Source organism: Plantactinospora sp. KLBMP9567 (assembly GCF_033446045.1).
Taxonomy (GTDB): Bacteria; Actinomycetota; Actinomycetes; order Mycobacteriales; family Micromonosporaceae; genus Plantactinospora.
The window spans coordinates 72,915-91,530 of record NZ_JAWQRR010000050.1 but is presented as its reverse complement, the minus strand read 5'-3'; the positions used below and the strand labels follow the sequence as shown (position 1 = coordinate 91,530).

Here is an 18,616-nt window from a genome sequence, read left to right as displayed (position 1 = left end):
GTCGACAGCGGCTCAACCGGGCGGCTCTGCGAGTCTGTGTCGATGCAGGACTGGGAGCGGCGGGTCGCCGAGGCGTGGGCGTCGATCGACGACTACGAGCACCGGGAAGACGACTTCCGTGCTCTGATCGACAGCCTGGCGGCGGAACTGCCCGCCGACGACCCGGTCGGCGCGTTCGAGCGGGCCTGCGCGTGGGATTCGACCGGGCACTCCGACCGGGCCGTGCCGCTCTACCGCTGGGCGCTCGACCACGGACTCATCGGTTACCGGCGGCGCCGGGCCGTGATCCAGATGTCCAGCTCGTTGCGGAACATCGGGCAGGCCGAACTCGCGGTCACCTTGCTGAAGGCCGAGCGCAACCTCGACCCGGCCACGCTGGACGAGCTGACCCGGGGTCTCGGCGACGCGATCAGTGCGGTGCTGGCGCTCTGCCTGGTCGACACCGGTCGCGAGCGGGAAGCGGTGTCGGTCGCGGTCGGCGCGCTCGCCCCGCACCTGCCCCGCTACCAGCGCTCGATGGGCAACTACGCAAGGCTGTTGCTCGCCCCGGACGACAAACCGGAATAGCCGGCGTCAGTACGGCGTGACGCCCGCCGGCAGCGTCGAGTTCGCGGCGGCCGTACCGATGTGTTCCAGCAGGATCCGCCGGAACGCCCGGGCCGCGTGGGTCGGCTCCGGCTCCCGACGCCGGGCCAGCGCGATGGTCCGGTGCACGCCCGGCGGGGCCAGCGGGGTGACCCAGAGCCTCGGCCGCCGCGCCACCACGATGCCCGGCACCAGGGCCACGCCGAGTCCCGCCTCCACGAAGCTGAGCACCGCGTCCATCTCGCCGCCGTCCACCGCGAGCGACGGCTCGAAGCCCGCCTCCCGGCAGGCCCGCAGGGTGGCGTCGCGCAGGTCGTAGCCCTGCCGGAACATCACCAGCGGCTGGTGCCGCAGGTCGGTGAGGTGCATGGTGCCGGCCGAGTCGGTCATCGGCAGTGGGTTGAGCGAGGCGACCACCAGGTTGTCCCGCAGGATCGGCTCGGCGGTCAGGGCCGGGTCGGCACCGGTCGCCGGCAGGATGATCAGCGCCAGGTCCAGCTCGCCCCGGAGCAGGTCGCGGACGAGGTCCTGCGAGCCGCTCTCCTCCACCCGCAGATCTACGCCGGGGTGGGCGTCCCGGAACCGTCGCAGCACGGCCGGGGCGAGCGAGGTGGCCAGGCTGGGGGTGGCACCGAGGCGTACCCGGCCGCGCCGGACCCCGACGAGTTCCTGTACCTCGCGGCGGGCGGTGTCGACGTCGGCCAGGATGCGTTCGGCGAGCGGCAGCAGCACCTCGCCGGCCGCCGTCAGCCCGATGTTGCCGCGTACCCGTTCGAAGAGCGGGGCGCCGAGATCGGTCTCCAGGGCGTGAATCTGCTTACTCAACGACGGCTGGGTGATGCCGACATTGTCGGCGGCATGAGTGAAATGCCGGGTTTCCGCCACCGCCACGAAGTATCTCAACTGGTGGAGCTGCACATGCATAGCCTACAGCTATCATCTCTGAGGCTTCGATGCATTGGACGACTAATCGGAGGTCTCCTAGCGTTTGTGAGGTGACAGCTACTTCGACGCGGTCGCCGATCCGGTCCAGCATCGGCCTCAAGGCCGTGATGGCGGTGACGGGCATCCTGCTGGTGCTCTTCCTGATCGCGCACATGCTCGGCAACCTGAAGATCTTCTTCGGCCCCGAGTCGTTCGACCACTACGCGCACTGGCTGCGTACCATCGGTGCCCCCGTGCTGCCGGACACCTGGTACCTGTGGATCCAGCGCGCCGTGCTCGGCATCGCCCTGGTCGCGCACATCTGGTCGGCGACCGTGCTGGCCCGGCGGGCCCGGGCGGCCCGACCCGTCCGGTACGCGCACCGCCCCAAGGTGCACGGCAGCTACGCGGCCCGGACCATGCGCTGGGGCGGGGTGATCATCGCGCTCTTCGTCGTCTACCACCTGCTGGATCTGACCACCGGCGACCTGAACCCGGTCGGCGACCCGCGCCGGCCGTACGCGAACGTGGCCGCCGACTTCGCACCGGAACGCTGGTACGTCACCCTGCTCTACACCGTCGCGATCGTCACGCTCGGCTTCCACCTGCGGCACGGGATGTTCAGCGCGTTCCGCAGCCTCGGTCAGCAGACTCCCCGGGGCGAGGCCCGGGCCCGGGCGCTCTCGCTCGGCTTCGCCGTCGCGCTCTGCGCCGGATACCTGATCGTCCCCTTCGCGGTGATCGCGGGATTGGTGCGTTGACGATGAACCCCACTAACGGGCTGGACCTTTTCACCATCGGCGAGCCGATCGCCGACACCAAGGCCCCGGACGGGCCGATCGAGACCCGCTGGCAGCGCCGCCGGTTCGCCGCCAAGCTGGTCAACCCGGCCAACCGGCGCAAGCTCACGGTGATCGTGGTCGGCACCGGCCTGGCCGGCGGGTCGGCCGCCGCGACGCTGGGCGAGCAGGGCTACCGGGTCAAGTCATACTGCTACCAGGACAGCCCGCGCCGGGCGCACTCGATCGCCGCCCAGGGCGGCATCAACGCCGCCAAGAACTACCGCAACGACGGCGACTCGATCCAGCGGCTCTTCTACGACACCGTCAAGGGCGGCGACTTCCGCTCCCGGGAGTCGAACGTACGCCGGCTCGCCGAGGTCTCGGTGGAGATCATCGATCAGGCGGTGGCCCAGGGCGTACCGTTCGCCCGGGAGTACGGCGGCCTGCTCGACACCCGCTCGTTCGGCGGCGCCCAGGTGCAGCGCACCTTCTACGCCCGGGGCCAGACGGGCCAGCAGTTGCTGCTCGGGGCGTACCAGGCACTGGAGCGGCAGGTCGGGCAGGGCCGGGTCGAGATGCACAGCCGGCACGAGATGCTGGAACTGATCGTGGTCGACGGCCGGGCCCGGGGCATCGTGGTCCGGGACCTGGTCACCGGCGAGATAACAACCGACTTCGCCGACGCCGTGGTGCTCGCCTCCGGCGGCTACGGCAACGTCTTCTACCTCTCCACCAACGCCAAGGGCTGCAACGTCACCGCCACCTGGCGGGCGCATCGCAAGGGCGCGCTCTTCGCCAACCCCTGCTACACGCAGATCCACCCGACCTGCATCCCGGTCTCCGGCGACCACCAGTCGAAGTTGACCCTGATGAGCGAGTCGCTGCGCAACGACGGCCGGGTCTGGGTGCCGAAGGCGGCCGGCGACGACCGCCCACCCCGGCAGATCCCGGAGGAGGAGCGGGACTACTTCCTGGAGCGGATGTACCCGGCCTTCGGCAACCTGGTCCCCCGGGACATCGCCTCGCGGGCCGCCAAGAACGTCTGCGACTCCGGCCGGGGCGTCGGGCAGACCGGGCTCGGCGTCTATCTCGACTTCGCCGACGCGATCGACCGGCTCGGCCGGTCCACCATCGCCGACCGGTACGGCAACCTCTTCGAGATGTACCAGCGGATCACCGGCGAGGACCCGTACGAGGTGCCGATGCGGATCTATCCGGCGGTGCACTACACGATGGGCGGGCTCTGGGTCGACTACGACCTCCAGGCGACCATCCCCGGCCTGTTCGTGATCGGCGAGGCGAACTTCTCCGACCACGGCGCCAACCGGCTCGGCGCCTCCGCGCTGATGCAGGGCCTGGCCGACGGCTACTTCGTGCTGCCCAGCACCATCGCCGACTACCTCGCCGCCGGACCCTTCGAGGCGCTGACCGACGAGCACCCCGAGGTGGTGTCGGCCCGGGACGATGTCACCGACCGGCTGGGCCGGCTGCTCGCCTGCCAGGGCGACCGCACCGTCGACTCGTTCCACCGCGAGCTGGGCCAGATCATGTGGGACCACTGCGGAATGGAACGGACCGACGCCGGGCTGCGCAAGGCACTCGCCGAGATCCGCAGCCTGCGCGAGCAGTTCTGGCAGCGGGTGAAGGTGCCCGGCGACGGTGAGGGGCTCAACCAGGCGCTGGAGAAGGCCGGCCGGGTCGCCGACTTCTTCGAGCTGGCCGAGCTGATGTGCGTCGACGCGCTGCACCGCACCGAGTCGGCCGGCGGGCACTTCCGGGCCGAGAGCCAGACCCCGGAGGGCGAGGCGCAGCGCGACGACGAGCGCTTCAGCTATGTGGCGGCCTGGGAGTTCACCGGCGCCGACCGCCCGCCGGTGCTGCACAAGGAAGACCTGCACTTCGAGTACGTCCACCCCACCCAGCGGAGTTACAAGTGAACCTGACCCTGCGGATCTGGCGCCAGAGCGGACCGGACGATCCCGGCCGGATGGTGAGTTACCAGGTCCCGGACGTCTCCCCCGACATGTCGTTCCTGGAGATGCTGGACGTACTCAACGAACGGCTGACCCTCGACGGCGAGGAACCGGTCGCCTTCGACCACGACTGCCGGGAGGGCATCTGCGGCGCCTGCGGCATGGTGATCAACGGCGTGGCGCACGGCCCGGAGCGGGCGACCACCGCCTGCCAGCTCCACATGCGACACTTCACCGACGGCCAGACCATCGACATCGAGCCGTGGCGGGCCAAGGCGTTCCCGGTGGTCAAGGACCTGGTGGTGGACCGGAGCGCGTTCGACCGGATCATCGCGGCCGGCGGATACATCACCGCGCCGACCGGCGCCGCCCCGGAGGCACACGCCCAACTGGTCCGCAAGTCCGACGCGGACGCCGCCTTCGAGTCGGCCGCCTGTATCGGCTGTGGCGCCTGCGTCGCGGCCTGCCCGAACGGCTCGGCAATGCTCTTCACCGCCGCCAAGGTGAGCCACCTGAGCCTGCTGCCGCAGGGCCAGCCGGAGCGCACCACCCGGGTGGTCGGGATGGTCGACGCGCACGACGAGGCCGGCTTCGGCGGCTGCACCAACATCGGCGAGTGCACGGCCGTCTGTCCGAAGGGGATTCCGCTGACCAGCATCGGCCGACTCAACCGGGACTATCTGAAGGCGACCCGGGAACGGGACGGCGCACCCGGCACCTGACGCGCCGGCACCCCTGGCCGCCACCCCCACCCACCTACACCGCCGATACATCGCGTCGTGCGGGAGCAGTAGGGCACAGCGGTGCGGGCCGCGGTCGCCTATTGTTACCGGTCGGCAAGCCGCAAATCCGGCAGCCGCTCTCGCGGACCCGTCCGCACCGGGCAGCCGTCGGTCGGCGACATCGACCCCCCCGATGGGAGACCACGTGGTGAGCAGGGTGAATCGCAGGACCGCACTGGGCATCGGCACCGCCGCCACCGCCGGCGTCGTGCTCGGGACGGCCACTCCGGCGATGGCCGCTCCGAACAGCGGACAGGCACCCGAGAGCCCCGCCCGGGCCCGGGCCGACCAGGTCGCCGCGATCTACCGGCGGGAGAAGACCAGGGCCGGCGGCAACTGGTACGCGTACCTGAGCGTGGCCAGCGGGACCGGGCCGGCGCCGCTGCCGGCGGTACGGGAGAACCAGGACACGGTCGTCGAGGCGTACAGCGTCAACAAGATCGCGGTGGCCACGGCGGTGCTGGACAAGGTCGACCGGGGGCTGCTCACCCTGGACCAGCGGGTCGACGTCACCTCGGCGATCGTGGTGCCCGGCGGCGACGGCATCTTCAGCCTGGACGGCGCCTACCCCAGCTCGGTGACCCTGGGACACGTGCTCGCCGCGCTGCTGACCGTCTCCGACGACACCGCCGTCCGGCTCTGCGGCCTGGTCTGCCCGGCCGCCGAACTCAACCAGATCCTGGTCGCCAAGGGCTTCCCGAAGACCCAGGTCGAACCGGTCGCCAACCCGAACCGGTTCTTCCTCGGCACCAGCACCGCCCGGGAAACCCACGACCTGCTCCAGGCGCTGGTCCGGGGCACGCTGCTCTCGGCCACGTCGACCACCTTCCTGCTCAACCAGCTCCGCGCGCCGATCGCGTTCACCGACGGCATCCGCCGGAACATGTCGTCGACCGACCGGGCCCGGATCGCCACCAAGGCGGGCTGGTTCGGCAACGCCCGGCACGAGGCCGGACTGATCTTCGACCCGGCCGGCACGCCGGTACTGACGTACGTGCTCTTCGCCGACGGCCAGGCCGACCCGGACAACTTCGGCTCGACCCACCCGGCGGTGCAGGCCCGGGCGGCGATGGGCCCGGCCTTCCTCGCCGCGGTCGACGGTCTGCGGAACCTGTCCGTGCCGGCCCGCCGGCCGAGGATGTACCAGCCGACCAACGGCGGCTGACCTCCCCGCACGCCGGGCGGCGGCGCCGCGCTGCCGTCCGGAACGGGTGCCGGTCGGCGTACCCTCGCTCGTGAGGACGAGGGGGCGTCGGCACATGCGGGGAAGAGCAGGACGGGGCGACGTCGCGACCCGGCGCCGGCGGCGCCTCCGGTGGTCGCTCGCGGTGGCTGCGCTCGGCGCGGTCGCCTGGGCGGTCCGGGACGTGCCGGCCGCGCTCGGCCGCCTCCCGGACGGCGCCCGGGCCGAGCGGGTACGCCGCTCCCCGCAGTACCGGTCCGGCGCGTTCCGCAACCCGGTCAGTACCCGGATCGCGCTGCCCGGCACCGGAAAGGGCATCCTCCGGGAGTTGATCTTCGGAGACCAGCCCCGGCGCCCGGCCGGCAGCGTGCCGGTGCTGCTGCCGGAGACCGTCGCGCCGGCCACGGCCCCACCCGGCGAACTCGGTGTGCTGTGGTACGGCCACGCGTCGGCCCTGATCGAGATCGAGGGACGGCGGATACTGCTCGACCCGGTCTGGAGCGACCGCTGTTCGCCGTCGGCCCGGATCGGCCCGCGCCGGCTGCACCCGGTGCCGGTGCCGCTGGACCGGCTTCCCCGGCTCGACGCCGTGCTCATCTCGCACGACCACTACGACCACCTGGACATGCCGACCGTACGCGCCCTGCGCGACGTCCAGTCCGCACCGTTCCTGGTGCCGCTCGGGGTCGGCGCCCACCTGGAGCGCTGGGGCGTACCGCCGGAGCGGATCGTGGAGCTGGACTGGGGCGAGCACGCCTCGGTCGCCGGGCTCGACGTGACCGCCACCCCGGCGCGGCACTTCTCCGGTCGCGCGCTCGCCCGGGACCGTACCCTCTGGGGCTCCTGGGTGGTCGCCGGCCCGACCCGCCGGGTCTTCTGCTCCGGCGACTCCGGCTACTTCGACGGCTATGCCGAGATCGGCGCCGAGTACGGCCCGTTCGACGTCACGCTCATCCAGATCGGCGCGTACGCCACCGCCTGGCCGAACATCCACATGTTCCCGGAGGAGGCGGTCGCCGCCCACCTGGACCTGCGCGGCGGGCTCCTCGTGCCGGTGCACTGGGGCACCTTCAACCTCGCCCCGCACGGCTGGGCCGAACCGGTGGACCGGCTGTGGCGCGAGGCCGAGGCCCGGGGCGTACGCCTGGCGGTGCCGCGCCCCGGTGAGCGGGTGGTCGTCGACCACCCGCCCCCGGTGGACGGTTGGTGGCGGCCGCTCGGCTGATCCAGCCACGGATCCGAGCCGCCGCCGGTGGAGGCGGCGGTCAGCGGGTCAGCGTGAGTTCCGGGTCCTCGGCGGGCGGCGCATCGGCCACGCCCCGGCCGACGGCCTCGTAGACGGCCGGACGCCTGGCCCGGAGCAGGAGCCCCCAGCCGAGCCCGACCAGCGCCGCTGCCAGGGTGACCCCGGGCAGCAGCCAGGCCAGGTAGCTCGGGTTGCCCGGGGCGAGCAGGGCGTCGAAGTTCACCAGCAGCACCAGCAGGACGGCAAGGAGCAGCCCGGTGGCCGACGCCGGGGCGACCAGCCGCTGCCAGGCACTCACCCCGACCTCCGGGCGGCGGCGGAAGAAGCCCACCACCGAGGCGGAGGTGAGGGTCATCAGCAGCACCACCCCGACCGCCGAGACACCGCTGAGCCAGGTGAACAGGTCGACCACCGGATCCCGGTCGGCCAGCACGAAGGCCAGCACCACGCCGAGGGCCAGTACGGTCTGGGCCACCGAGCCGGCCACCGGCGCCCCGGTGCGGACCCCGGTCTGGCTGAGGAAGGCCGGAAGGACCCGCTCCCGGCCCAGCGCGAAGAGGTAGCGGGCGACTCCATTGTGGAAGGAGAGCAGGGCGGCCAGCACCGAGGTGATGAAGAGCAGGTTCGCCACGTCCGCCACCGTGCTGCCGGCATGGTCGGCCAGAGTGCCGAAGACCACCCCCGGGCCGGCCTCGACCGAGGCGGCCTGCGCGTTCTCCGGGCCGGTGACCACGGTCAGCGCCCAGGCGGAGAGCGCGTAGAAAGCACCGGTGAAGGCCACTGCGACGTAGGTGGCCCGGGCCACGGTGCGGCGCGGATCCCGGACCTCCTCGCTGTAGATCGCCCCGGACTCGAACCCGGTGAAGCTCGCGATCCCCAGCGCGAGCACCGCACCGAGCCCCGCCCCGAAGAGGTTGCCGGGGTCCAGCCCGGCCAGGCTGATGCTGCCGCCGGCCGGGTTGCCGAGCGAGACCACGTCGAAGACGACGACCGCGAGGCATTCGAGCAGCAGCAGCACCGCCAGGACCGTCGCGTTCAGGTCGACCTGGAGTACCCCGAGCACCCCGACCAGCGCCAGCCCGACCAGTGCCCAGACCCACCACTGCTGCTCGACGCCGAACTTCGTCGCCATGAAGTCGCCGAGGATCGCGCCGAAGAGCCCGTACAGTCCGATCTGGATGGCGTTGTAGGAGGCCAGTGCGACGAACGAGCCGGAAACGCCGCCCGCCCGGCCCAGGCCGTTCGCGATGTAGGAGTAGAACGCGCCGGCGTTGCTGACGAATCGGCTCATCGCGGCGTAGCCGACCGCGAAGACGCCCAGGATGGCGGCGAGCAGCACATAGGACAGCGCCGCACCGACGTTGCCGCTGACGGCGTACATCGTCGTGATGCCACCGCCGAGCACGGTCAGCGGCGCCGACGCCGCGACGGTGAAGAAGACGAGATGCACGGTGCCCAGGCGTCCCCGGCGCAGGCCGGACTCCAGGGCGGGACTGGATGACATATGTCGGTCTCTCTCGGTGTGGGGGGACGAGAAAGGGACTCTCGAACGACACCGGAGAGGGTATGGGCGATCACGCCCCGCGACAAGAGATCGACGGACCACAGTGTTCAGACACGCAGGGCCAGGGCGGGTTGAGCGGACAGTGCGCATGCCGTACCGTCCTGCATCGACATTGAGGAGTGACCGATCCGGCATGTCGGCCGGCCGGCCAAGGATGACGGATGACGAATTACCCCGGCCCACCCACCGAGCGGCTGGCCGACGATCTGTTCCTCATCGCACACGATGACTACAGCGGCAAGCCCCTCGCCGCGGCGAATCTGGTGGATGCCGCCCTCTCCGGCGCGCTCATCGCCGAACTGCTCTTCGACGGGCGGATCACCCTGGTCCGGTCCGCCGTCTACGTCACCGACGACCGGGTTTGGCAGGAGCCGGTGACCGACCGGGTGCTGGCCGAGATGGTACGCCGGGGCGACGGCCATCCGGCGCGTTCCTGGCTGGAGTTCCTCGCTCCCCGGGTCCGGGACCACGTCGGCGACCGGTTGGTCAGCGCGGGAGCGGTCCGCCGGATGACCGCCCGTGGGCTGAACCTCCGCACGACGGTCCGGTTTCCCGGGCTCGACCCGAACCGGGTCGCCCGGCCCCGGGTCCGGCTCAACGCCACCCTGGAGCGCTCCGACCAGCCGTTGGACCCCCGGACCGCGACGCTGGCCGGGCTGGTCCGGGCCGGCGGGCTGGTCCGGGCGTTGATCCCGAGCAACCGGTCGATGGTGGCCGAGCGGATCGCCGCCGGGCGACGACTGCTCCCGACGGAACTGGGCGACCTGCTCAACGCGGTCGATGCGGCCGTCGCCGCCACGGCGCTCACCGTACGCCGCTGAACCGCTCCGGTGCTCAGCCGCCGTGACAGGTGGCGGATTCGCCGTCGCCGGGTGCGCCGCAGTGTGTCGCCGTGCTCGCCGGCACGTCCAGGGTGGGGTTGCGGTCGAAGAATCCGTCCGGCCGCAGCGTGAAGCCGCACCGGTCCACCGGCATCACCGGCCACTCCTCGGGGCGGGGGAAGTGGGTGGTGCCGAAGGTGTGCCACAGCACGATGTCCTCGCCGTCGATCGGCCGGTCGGCCGCGACGTACTCCGGCAGCCCGCCGTGGCCCGGGTGCTGGTTGACCAGGTCACCGGCGGGGTAGCGCTGCGCCGGGTCGTACCGGGTGACCCAGAGCGAGCGGGTGGCGAAGGCGGCCCGGCGGGCCACCGAGGAGTCGGGGGCGGCCAGCAGCACCGTCTGGCCCTCAGGGCGGAGTTGGTAGCCGACCGGCCGGCCGAGCCGACCCAACCGCTCCGGGTTGGAGATCCGCCAGGTCCGGCCGACCGAGGCGTCCGCGTCCCGGGCGCCGTCCGACTCCGACGACAGCCGGGTCGCCACCCGGGTGAAGGCGTTGCCGTACGGGTTCTCCGGGCCGACCGGCAGTGCCCGGACGTCCACCTCGTCGACGGCGTTGCGGGTCCCGTCGACCGTGACGTCGAGCCGGGCGCTGAACAGGTGCTGGTGGTACGGCGCACCGAGCCCCGGCGCCACCTCGGTCGCGTACCCGCTGCCCTCCTGGTACGCCGAGGTGAACAGCACCCCGGTCGCCTTCACCTCCAGTTGGATGGTGCCGTCGAGGTAGAGGTACCAGTAGAAGCCGTAGTCGTAGTTGCCGACGGTGACGAAGGACGAGATGACCAGCCGGCGCTGCCGGCGGGTCTCCGCCGACTCCGTGAACAGGTCGGTGTGCTTCCACAGCACCCCGTGGTCCTCCTCGTGCAGGCAGATCGCGTTGCGCACCTCGCGCGGCTCCCCCGCCCCGTCGGCGAGGACCGCGTCGAAGTAGTAGATCTCGCCGAGGCAATCGCAGCCCAGCACCAGCGAGTTCACCTGCTGGCCGAGCAGGTATTCCCCGGCGTCGAAGTAGTTCTGCCAGAACCGCACCGGGCTCGGGTCGGCGTACGGGACCACCATCTCGGCGACCGAGGCGCGGTAGAGCACCGGGCGTTCCCGGTCGCCGTCGGTGAAGCTCAACTGGTGCAGTACCAGGCCCTCCCGGGGATCGAAGCCGACCCGGAAACCCCAGTTCTCCCAGCGCACCACGTCACCGTCGACCGAGAAGCTCGGCCCCTCCGGCTGGCTGATCTCGATCGGCTTCAGGCTGGTCCGGGGCGGGCCGGTGTAGCCGGGGTCGTCGAAGTTGCCTTCCTCGGCCGGTACCGGCAGCAGCTCGTGGTCGATCAGCTCGGTGACCCGGCGCTCGATCAGGTCGACGTACGCCACCACGCCGTCGATCGGGTGCGCCCAGCAGTGGTCCTCGGGCCGGTGGGCCAGGAAGGAGAGCACCCGCAGCAGCCGCCGGCCCCGCTCCCCCGGCAGGTCGAAGTCGCCGGCCGAGAGCGGGCAGGGCCGGACCAGGTCGAGTTCGGTGATGCCCCGGCGTTCCATCGCCGCCCGCCAGCCCGGGTCGGCCTTGACGATCTCGTCGACCGCGACGAACTCCTCCAGCATGATCGGCGGCTGTCCGTCCCGGACGGCGTCGTGCTCGCGTACCGAATCGACGGTGCCGGTGGTCACCGACGCCAGCACGGTCCGGGCGACGCCGGTGGCCATGTCGAGCAGTACCGCGCGGACCTGCCGGTCCACCGGGTCGCCGGGCCGGTACGCCAGCACCACGTCCTTGGTTGGCTCCGCCAGGGCCAGCAGGGCGAACCGGGTTGTCGGGCCGAGCAGCCCGTGCCGGTCGAGCAGGGCCCGGGCCGCCCGGATCTCGTCGGCGGTCAACCGGGCGAGTGGATGTCCGTCGGTATCGCCCGCACCGGAGCCGGCGGGCCGGTCGTCGGCCAGAAGAGTCATGACGTCCTCGTCGCTTCGCGGATCATTCCGAGCCGACCTAACCCGAATCACTCTCGGTTGTCCATAGCCGACGGCGCGTAGATGCTCCGGCCGTCGGATCACCGGTTCCGGTCGTCAGGTCACCGGCGCCGCCCGGATGAGGGTCGCCGCCGGGTGCGGCACAATGCTTCCGGCACCCTGTGCCCGTCGCCGAGCCCGGCGGCGGTGCACCGGTGGAACCGAGTGGAGAAGGCGGAACAGGACGTGACAACCTCTGCGCAGCCGCGCTCAGTGCACCAGCGGATCGCCGAGGAGCTCGGCGTACACGAGCGGCAGGTACGGGCCGCGGTGGACCTGCTCGACGGCGGGTCGACCGTGCCGTTCATCGCCCGCTACCGCAAGGAGGCCACCGAGTCGCTCGACGACACCCAGCTACGCACCCTGGAGGAGCGGCTGCGCTACCTGCGGGAGCTGGAGGAGCGCCGGGCGGCGGTGCTGGAGTCGATCAAGAGTCAGGGCAAGCTGGACGACGCGCTGGAAGCGCAGATCATGGCCGCCGATTCGAAGGCCCGGCTGGAGGACATCTACCTGCCCTACAAGCCGAAGCGGCGGACGAAGGCGCAGATCGCCCGGGAGGCCGGGCTGGAGCCGCTGGCCGACACGCTGCTGGCCGATCCGTCGCAGGACCCGCGCACGGTGGCGACCGGCTTCGTCAACCCGGACGCCGGGGTGGCCGACCCGACCGGCGCGCTGGACGGTGCCCGGGCCATCCTGGTGGAGCGGTTCGCCGAGGACGCCGACCTGATCGGGTCGCTGCGCGAGAAGATGTGGTCGCGGGGCCGGCTGGTCTCCCGGGTACGCGACGGCCAGCAGGAGGCCGGCGCCAAGTTCGCCGACTACTTCGACTTCGCCGAGCCGTACACCAAGCTGCCCTCGCACCGGATCCTGGCGATGTTCCGGGGCGAGAAGGAGGGCATGCTCGACCTGACCATGGACCCGGAGGAGGCGCCCGCGCCGGACGACGCCCCGGTCGGGCCGACCCGTTACGAGCAGGAGATCGCCGCCCGGTTCAGCGTCGCCGACCGGGGACGGCCGGCGGACCGCTGGCTGGTCGACACGGTGCGCTGGGCGTGGCGTACCCGGATCCTGATCCACCTCGGCGCCGACCTGCGGATGCGGCTCTGGCAGGCGGCCGAGGACGAGGCGGTCCGGGTCTTCGCCACCAACCTGCGCGACCTGCTGCTCGCCGCGCCGGCCGGTACCCGCCCGACGATGGGGCTGGACCCGGGGCTGCGTACCGGGGTGAAGGTGGCGGTGGTCGACGCGACCGGCAAGGTGGTGGCGACCGACACGATCTATCCGCACGAGCCGCGCCGGCAGTGGGACGCCTCGATCGAGACGCTCGCCAGGCTGGCCCGGGCGCACAAGGTCGAGCTGGTCGCGATCGGCAACGGCACCGCCTCCCGGGAGACCGACAAGCTGGCCGGCGACCTGATCAAGCGGTACGCCGACCTGAACCTGACCAAGATCGTGGTCTCCGAGGCCGGCGCCTCGGTCTACTCCGCCTCCGAGTACGCCTCCCAGGAGCTGCCCGGCCTCGACGTCTCGCTGCGCGGCGCGGTCTCGATCGCCCGCCGCCTCCAGGACCCGCTGGCCGAGCTGGTGAAGATCGACCCACGCTCGATCGGCGTCGGGCAGTACCAGCACGACCTCTCCGAGGTGAAGCTCTCCCGCTCGCTGGACGCGGTGGTGGAGGACTGCGTGAACGGCGTCGGCGTCGACGTCAACACCGCCTCCGCGCCGCTGCTGACCCGGGTCTCCGGGATCGGCGCCGGGCTGGCCGAGAACATCGTGCTGCACCGGGACGCCAACGGCCCGTTCCGGACCCGGCAGGCACTCAAGCAGGTACCCCGGCTCGGCCCGAAGGCGTTCGAGCAGTGCGCCGGCTTCCTACGCATCCCCGGTGGGGACGACCCGTTGGACGCCTCCAGCGTGCACCCGGAGGCGTACCCGGTGGTCCGGCGGATCCTGGCCAGCACCGGCGGCGACCTCTCCGCGCTGATCGGCAAGACCGCCGTGCTGCACAAGCTCAGGCCCGCCGAGTACGTGGACGACACCTTCGGGCTGCCGACCGTGACCGACATCCTGAAGGAGTTGGAGAAGCCGGGCCGGGACCCCCGGCCGGCGTTCCGGACCGCGACCTTCGCCGACGGGGTGGAGAAGATCGGCGACCTGTTGCCGGGGATGCTGCTGGAGGGCGTGGTCACCAACGTGGCCGCGTTCGGCGCGTTCGTGGACGTCGGGGTGCACCAGGACGGCCTGGTGCACGTCTCGGCGATGTCCCGAACCTTCGTCAAGGACCCGCGGGACGTGGTCAAGTCCGGTGACGTGGTCCGGGTGAAGGTGCTGGACGTGGACGTACCCCGGAAGCGGATCTCGCTCACCCTGCGGCTGGAGGACGAGGCCGAGCCCCGTCCCGCGCGGGACCGAGGCGGCGACCGCACCGGCCAGCCGCGCCAGGGGCGCGGTGGCGGCCAGGGCGGCGGGAACCGGTCCGGCGGTGGGAACCGGTCGGGCGGCGGCCAGGGCGGCGGGTTCGGCGGCGGTGCGCTGGCCGACGCGCTGCGCCGGGCCGGGCTGGACAAGGGACTGGACGGCAACCGCCCCGGGCGGTAGTTCCGAGGCACGCCGCGACCGGCCGGGGCCGGTCGCGGCGGACGGCCACCGTGACGACGACCGTCACCGTCACGGCGGACCGGCACCGCCGCCTGGGACCCGGACGGCGGTCAGCTATCGCCAGTACGGTGACGATCCGGAACGGAACTGGGTGCGCTGGTCGTGTCGGGGTCGCTCCGGGGGGCCGGGGTGGGTCGGCCCCAGCGGGGCCAGGCCGGCCGGGCGGCGGCGACCCGTTCCCACCACAGCCGCTGCACCAGCAGTGTCAGCACGCCGGCCACGACGATCGCGCAGAGGTTGATCAGCAACTGGACGAGCGATCCGAGCGCCTCGTCGAAGACGCCGTAGCCGAGCGCCACCGCGACGTTCGCCGCGGCCGGGACCGTGGTGACCGAGATCAGCACCCCGACCAACGAGCCGGACCGGTTCGGGGTGACCGAGAGCATCCCGGCCACCCCGGCCAGGAAGCCGACCACCCAGGAGAGCGCGTCGGGCCGCCAGATGAAGTCGGTCATGGGTCGGTCGGCGAGCAGCATCGACCGGTCGATCAGGCCGGCGGCGGTCAGCGTCCAGGTGCTGAGCACGGTCGCCGCCATCGCGGTGAGGAAGCCGACGCCGAGCGCCAGCAGGGAGCGCCGGATGACCGACCCGCGCCAGCGCAGCAGCGCGACGCAGAGCGCTGCCAGCGGCCCGAACTCCGGGCCGACCACCATCGCACCGACGATCAGGATCGGCTGGTCGAGCAACACCCCGATGCCGGCGATGACGGTGGCCAGGGTGATCAGCAGCAGGTACGTCACCGAGAGCCGGGTCTCCTCACCGGTCTTCTGGACGATCTCGTCCCAGACCACCGCGTCGGTACCCAGGCCCGGTCCACGCCGAGGGTCCGCAACGTCTCCAGCACCTCGTCGGCACCCTCCCGGACCACGTCGCAGAGCACCACGTCCCCGGGCGGGGTGCGGGCGGCGCCGGGCAGCACGATGACGTGCGCCACGGCGGGGTCGGCGGAGAGCATCTCCTGCACGACCGCGGACCGGTCGGTCGGCACGATGATCCTCAGGTGCAGCACGCCAGTCACCCTCCACTCCGGCCACGGGCCCCTCGTGGGCCGGTCGGCGACGACTCCAGTGCGCCGTGCCGGTCGATCCGGACGCTCGAACGTATATACCCGGCGGCCGTGATACCACAGAGTCATCACGATGCCCGTGTGGTATCACGACGAAATTGGCAGTGCCGATCGGAAAGCGCGGAAGGGCCGGCACAGAAGCGCCTCCCACCCACCAGCGGCGACCACACGACCGCAGCCCGTCACCGTGCTGCCGGCAGCCGCCACTGCCGGTCAGGTCACCGCGCTCTGTCCGGCACCGCCGGCCGGCCCGAGGTGCGCCTCGCCGGGATCGGCACGCAGCCCGGCCGCCGCATCGGCACGGCGCAGGGCCAGGGTCTCCCGGATCCGGCGCCGGACGGCCGACCGCCGGGCCTGGTCAGCCGTCCCGGACCGGCCGGCCGCGCCGGGTACGACTGAGCTCTCTTTCGACATGCCGGCACGGTAGGAGCCCGGATATGCGGAAGCTGTCAAGAACGTGTGCGCACCGGGTGCGGGTCGCCGTCTGACCGTTTCCGGATCGCGACTTCATCACATCTTCACCGCTGCGGCGCTCTAATCGATGCCGCCCACGAGCAGGCAGAATGGGGAGCGATGAGCGCGAGGATACTGGTCGCCGAGGACGACCCGAAGCAGGCCAACCTGGTCCGGGTCTATCTCGAACGGGAGGGCCACAGCGTGCTGGTCGTCGGCGACGGCCGGGCCGCCCTGGAGCAGGTCCGGTCCCGTCGCCCCGACCTCGTGGTGCTGGACGTGATGATGCCGGTGGTGGACGGGCTCGACGTGTGCCGGATCCTGCGGGCCGAGTCCAACCTGCCGATCCTGCTGCTGACCGCCCGGACCACCGAGGACGACGTACTGCTCGGGCTGGACATCGGCGCCGACGACTACCTGACCAAGCCGTACAGCCCACGGGAACTGGCCGCCCGGGTCCGCGCCCTGCTGCGCCGCTCCGGGGTGCTCAGCGCGGGCAACCAGGCGGTGCTCCGGGTCGGTGACCTGGAGGTCGACCCCGGCCGGTTCGAGGTGCGGATCGGCGGGCGGCTGGTCACGCTCACCGCCAAGGAGTTCGGCATCCTCGAGGTGCTGGCCGGCGAACCGGGCCGGGCGTTCACCCGGGCCCAGATCATCGACCGGGCCTTCGGTTTCGACCACTATGTGCTGGAGCGGACCGTCGACGCGCACGTGATGAACCTGCGCCGCAAGATCGAGCTCGACCCGGCCGAGCCGCGCTACGTGCAGACCGTCTTCGGCCGGGGCTACCGGCTGGCGGAGCAGCCCGGCGGGGAGCGGAGCCCGGAGGAGGCCGCCGTCGGGACGGACCCGTCGGCGTGAGCTTCCGGTTGCGGGTACTCGGCCTGGTGATGCTCGTCGCGGTCAGCGCGACCGCCGCGACCCTCTGGCTGGTACTCCGGCAGGCGTCCCGGCAGATCGACGAGTCCGGCGCCGCCGCCGCCTCGCTGGACCGGGTCACCGCCGCGCTCACCGACTACGGCCGCCGGCACGGCACCTGGGAGGGCGTCCGGGACCTGGTCGTACGCCTCGGCGCGCAGACCGGCCAGCGCATCCACCTGGTCGCCGAGTCCGGTTGGGTACTCGTGGACACCGACCGCGAGAACAATCCGGGCCGGGCGGTACGCGCACTCGGCACCGTGGTCGGATATGTCAACCCCCGTCCCACGCTCAACCTCTCCGGCGCGATCGCCGATCCACCGGAGGTCGCCGCCAAGGAGCTGTACCGGTATCGCACCGGTGTCCGGTTCGCCGCCTGCCTGACCCGCAACGGGGTCGAACCGATCCAGACGCCGGGCCAGTTCGGGGTGCCCGAATACGACGTGAGCGCGTCCGTCTCGACCAACCCGAGACTGAGCCGGAGCTGCCTCGACCAGGCGACCCAGTCCGAGGAGGCGAGCAGGGCCGACCTGGCGGACCTCTCGGCGGCGTGCAGTACGACCGATCCCAGCGAGCCGACGGACTACTGCCTGGCCGAGGCGTTCAACGCCCGGATCGCGGAGGTGGCGCCCGAGCCGGCCCGGGTCATCCTCGGCGTCGGCGACGAGGGCAATCCCGCCCTGGTGGTCGGCCCGTTGCTGGCCGCCGCCGCCGGGGTGGCAGCGGTGGCGATCGTCGCGACCGCCCTGCTCAGCCACCGGGTGCTGCGCCCGATCGGGATCCTGACCGCGGCCTCCCAGCGACTCGGCCGGGGCGACCTGACCAGCCGGGTACCGGTGAAGGGAAACGACGAGATCGCCGTACTGGCCCGGTCGTTCAACCGGATGGCGGACTCGTTGCAGCGCGGCGAGGAGCGCCAGCGCCGGCTGGTGGCCGACGTGGCGCACGAGTTGCGTACCCCGCTGGCCAACCTGCGCGGCTATCTGGAGGCACTCTCCGACGGGGTGATCGACCCCGATCCGGAGCTGTTCGCCTCGCTGCACGAGGAGGCGGTGCTACAGCAGCGGATCGTCGACGACCTCCAGGATCTCGCCCTGGCCGAGGCCGGCAGCCTGGCGTACCACCGGACAACTGTCGACCTGGCCGAACTGCTGGAGACGTGCCGTACCGCGCACCGGGCCGGTGCCGACGCGACCGGGGTGACCCTGGAGGTCAGCGCCGAGCCGGTCGCCGTGCACGCCGATCCGGACCGGCTGCGCCAGGTGGTCGGCAACCTGATCACCAACGCGCTGCGGGCCACCGCCCAGGGTGGTCGAGTGACGCTCACGCTGCGCCGGGAGGGCGACTCCGCGGTGGTCCAGGTCGCCGACACCGGTTCGGGGATCGCCCCGGACGCGCTGCCGTACGTCTTCGACCGGTTCTGGCGGGCCGACTCGGCGCGCGGCCGGCAGACCGGCGGCAGCGGGCTGGGGCTCTCCATCGTCCGGCAGATCGTCACCGACCACGGCGGCGTCATCCGGGTCGCCAGCAAGTTGCGGGTCGGCACCACCTTCACCATCACCCTGCCGGTCCGGCCGGCCTGACGCCCTGCCGGTCCGGCCGGCC

16 protein-coding genes are annotated in these 18,616 nt (G+C 72.1%); 10 read left to right on the top strand and 6 right to left on the bottom strand.

The window, feature by feature from the left end; genetic code table 11:
- Window positions 1–42 precede the first annotated feature (42 nt).
- The gene (locus R6Y94_RS37120) at window positions 43–567 is read left to right on the top strand and encodes a tetratricopeptide repeat protein (RefSeq protein WP_318401161.1); all 525 of its coding nucleotides are present in this window, start codon (window positions 43–45) and stop codon (window positions 565–567) included.
- Between the two features lie 6 nt (window positions 568–573).
- Here the strand turns inward: R6Y94_RS37120 and R6Y94_RS37115 are convergent, their stop codons facing one another.
- Window positions 574–1,509, bottom strand: coding sequence for a LysR family transcriptional regulator (locus R6Y94_RS37115; RefSeq protein ID WP_318401160.1), 936 nt, complete (start codon window positions 1,507–1,509; stop codon window positions 574–576).
- A gap of 29 nt (window positions 1,510–1,538) precedes the next feature.
- Here R6Y94_RS37115 and R6Y94_RS37110 point away from each other — a divergent pair, with 29 nt between their 5' ends.
- The 5 genes from R6Y94_RS37110 to R6Y94_RS37090 all read left to right on the top strand — a co-directional run bounded on the left by R6Y94_RS37110 (window position 1,539) and on the right by R6Y94_RS37090 (window position 7,454).
- Entirely contained in the window at window positions 1,539–2,270 is a 732-nt protein-coding gene (locus R6Y94_RS37110) for a succinate dehydrogenase cytochrome b subunit (protein ID WP_412102967.1), read from the top strand.
- A gap of 20 nt (window positions 2,271–2,290) precedes the next feature.
- Window positions 2,291–4,228, top strand: a complete 1,938-nt coding sequence (locus tag R6Y94_RS37105; RefSeq protein WP_318401260.1) for a fumarate reductase/succinate dehydrogenase flavoprotein subunit — start codon at window positions 2,291–2,293, stop codon at window positions 4,226–4,228.
- A complete protein-coding gene (locus tag R6Y94_RS37100; protein WP_318401156.1) occupies window positions 4,225–4,986 on the top strand; it encodes a succinate dehydrogenase/fumarate reductase iron-sulfur subunit in 762 nt (253 codons plus the stop codon). Before R6Y94_RS37105 ends, R6Y94_RS37100 begins: the two co-directional genes overlap by 4 nt.
- Window positions 4,987–5,203: 217 nt before the next feature.
- Window positions 5,204–6,211 carry a serine hydrolase gene (locus R6Y94_RS37095; RefSeq protein WP_318401155.1) on the top strand — a complete coding sequence of 336 codons (1,008 nt, stop codon included), beginning with the start codon at window positions 5,204–5,206 and terminating at the stop codon, window positions 6,209–6,211.
- A 94-nt stretch (window positions 6,212–6,305) separates the two neighbouring features.
- Window positions 6,306–7,454, top strand: a complete 1,149-nt coding sequence (locus tag R6Y94_RS37090; protein WP_412102966.1) for an MBL fold metallo-hydrolase — start codon at window positions 6,306–6,308, stop codon at window positions 7,452–7,454.
- Between the two features lie 40 nt (window positions 7,455–7,494).
- Here R6Y94_RS37090 and R6Y94_RS37085 read toward each other — a convergent pair whose 3' ends face one another.
- Window positions 7,495–8,979, bottom strand: coding sequence for an APC family permease (locus R6Y94_RS37085; protein WP_318401153.1), 1,485 nt, complete (start codon window positions 8,977–8,979; stop codon window positions 7,495–7,497).
- A 221-nt stretch (window positions 8,980–9,200) separates the two neighbouring features.
- Here R6Y94_RS37085 and R6Y94_RS37080 point away from each other — a divergent pair, with 221 nt between their 5' ends.
- Entirely contained in the window at window positions 9,201–9,860 is a 660-nt protein-coding gene (locus R6Y94_RS37080; protein WP_318401152.1) for a GOLPH3/VPS74 family protein, read from the top strand.
- A gap of 13 nt (window positions 9,861–9,873) precedes the next feature.
- On the opposite strand, the gene R6Y94_RS37075 is transcribed toward R6Y94_RS37080, so the two are convergent.
- Window positions 9,874–11,859, bottom strand: coding sequence for a primary-amine oxidase (locus tag R6Y94_RS37075; protein WP_318401150.1), 1,986 nt, complete (start codon window positions 11,857–11,859; stop codon window positions 9,874–9,876).
- Window positions 11,860–12,102: 243 nt separating this feature from the next.
- On the opposite strand from R6Y94_RS37075, the gene R6Y94_RS37070 reads away from it, so the two are divergent.
- Window positions 12,103–14,514, top strand: coding sequence for a Tex family protein (locus R6Y94_RS37070; protein ID WP_318401149.1), 2,412 nt, complete (start codon window positions 12,103–12,105; stop codon window positions 14,512–14,514).
- Window positions 14,515–14,624: 110 nt separating this feature from the next.
- Here the strand turns inward: R6Y94_RS37070 and R6Y94_RS37065 are convergent, their stop codons facing one another.
- From R6Y94_RS37065 to R6Y94_RS37055, 3 genes are all read right to left on the bottom strand, one after another.
- Window positions 14,625–15,365, bottom strand: a complete 741-nt coding sequence (locus R6Y94_RS37065) for a DUF389 domain-containing protein (protein WP_318401148.1) — start codon at window positions 15,363–15,365, stop codon at window positions 14,625–14,627.
- Window positions 15,311–15,583 (bottom strand): hypothetical protein, encoded by a 273-nt coding sequence (locus R6Y94_RS37060; RefSeq protein WP_318401147.1) that lies wholly within the window; start codon window positions 15,581–15,583, stop codon window positions 15,311–15,313. The genes R6Y94_RS37065 and R6Y94_RS37060 overlap by 55 nt, the downstream gene beginning before the upstream one ends.
- A 270-nt stretch (window positions 15,584–15,853) precedes the next feature.
- The gene (locus tag R6Y94_RS37055) at window positions 15,854–16,054 is read right to left on the bottom strand and encodes a hypothetical protein (RefSeq protein WP_318401146.1); all 201 of its coding nucleotides are present in this window, start codon (window positions 16,052–16,054) and stop codon (window positions 15,854–15,856) included.
- A 159-nt stretch (window positions 16,055–16,213) separates the two neighbouring features.
- On the opposite strand from R6Y94_RS37055, the gene R6Y94_RS37050 reads away from it, so the two are divergent.
- A complete protein-coding gene (locus R6Y94_RS37050) occupies window positions 16,214–16,954 on the top strand; it encodes a response regulator transcription factor (protein ID WP_318401145.1) in 741 nt (246 codons plus the stop codon).
- The gene (locus R6Y94_RS37045) at window positions 16,951–18,594 is read left to right on the top strand and encodes a sensor histidine kinase (RefSeq protein ID WP_318401144.1); all 1,644 of its coding nucleotides are present in this window, start codon (window positions 16,951–16,953) and stop codon (window positions 18,592–18,594) included. Before R6Y94_RS37050 ends, R6Y94_RS37045 begins: the two co-directional genes overlap by 4 nt.
- The last annotated feature ends 22 nt before the right edge of the window (window positions 18,595–18,616 follow it).